Source organism: Bacteroides sp. HPS0048 (assembly GCF_964240755.1).
Taxonomy (GTDB): domain Bacteria; phylum Bacteroidota; class Bacteroidia; order Bacteroidales; family Bacteroidaceae; genus Bacteroides; species Bacteroides nordii.
The window spans coordinates 1-556 of sequence record NZ_CAXSVC010000086.1; the positions used below are offsets into that span (position 1 = coordinate 1).

Annotated in this window: 1 protein-coding gene; it reads right to left on the minus strand. The window is 40.3% G+C overall.

Annotation, left to right across the window (positions count from 1 at the left end; genetic code table 11):
- A partial coding sequence (locus ACESQI_RS24160; RefSeq protein WP_373127385.1) for a transposase family protein occupies nucleotides 1–472 on the minus strand: 472 nt, incomplete at its 3' end.
- Between the last annotated feature and the right edge of the window lie 84 nt (nucleotides 473–556).

Consider the following 556-nt stretch of genomic DNA (forward strand, 5'->3'; position numbering starts at 1 on the left):
CTACGCCACAATACGAAAGTAGTTTACTGATGGTTCGGGAAGACATCATAAGACCATTACGAATGACAGTTAACTCTAATCGGCGTGTACGCCTGCGGTAGCGGAAGACTTCATTGCCGGGTTGTTCGGCAAATGTCTTTGGGGGGCAATCTGCATTTTTGCAGAAGAACTTGCGCGATTCCAAGATCAAAACAACCTTCTTGCCAAGTATGGACAAATCATTTATTGTTCTAGTGTATCGACTATGAACGTGATGACTTTCACCCCCACAATAAGGGCATACCGCACTCCGCTTTGAACCTTTGGCATATAGAACTATCGTATTACCTTCATACCCTACATCTTCAATGGAAAGGTCGGATGATTCGTAAATAAAAGAAAAACTATTGTCTTTATGGAATAGGGTTGAACACAAGCCATTGTTTAATGAGCTTTTTATCGTAACTTTGTTACCGTTAGGTTTATCGGGCATTCCTTGATTCTTTGTGTTTGGCGATATAAAGATAACAAAAATGCCGGAAAACCTAACTCTTTTAGGAGATCAGTTATTATCAGT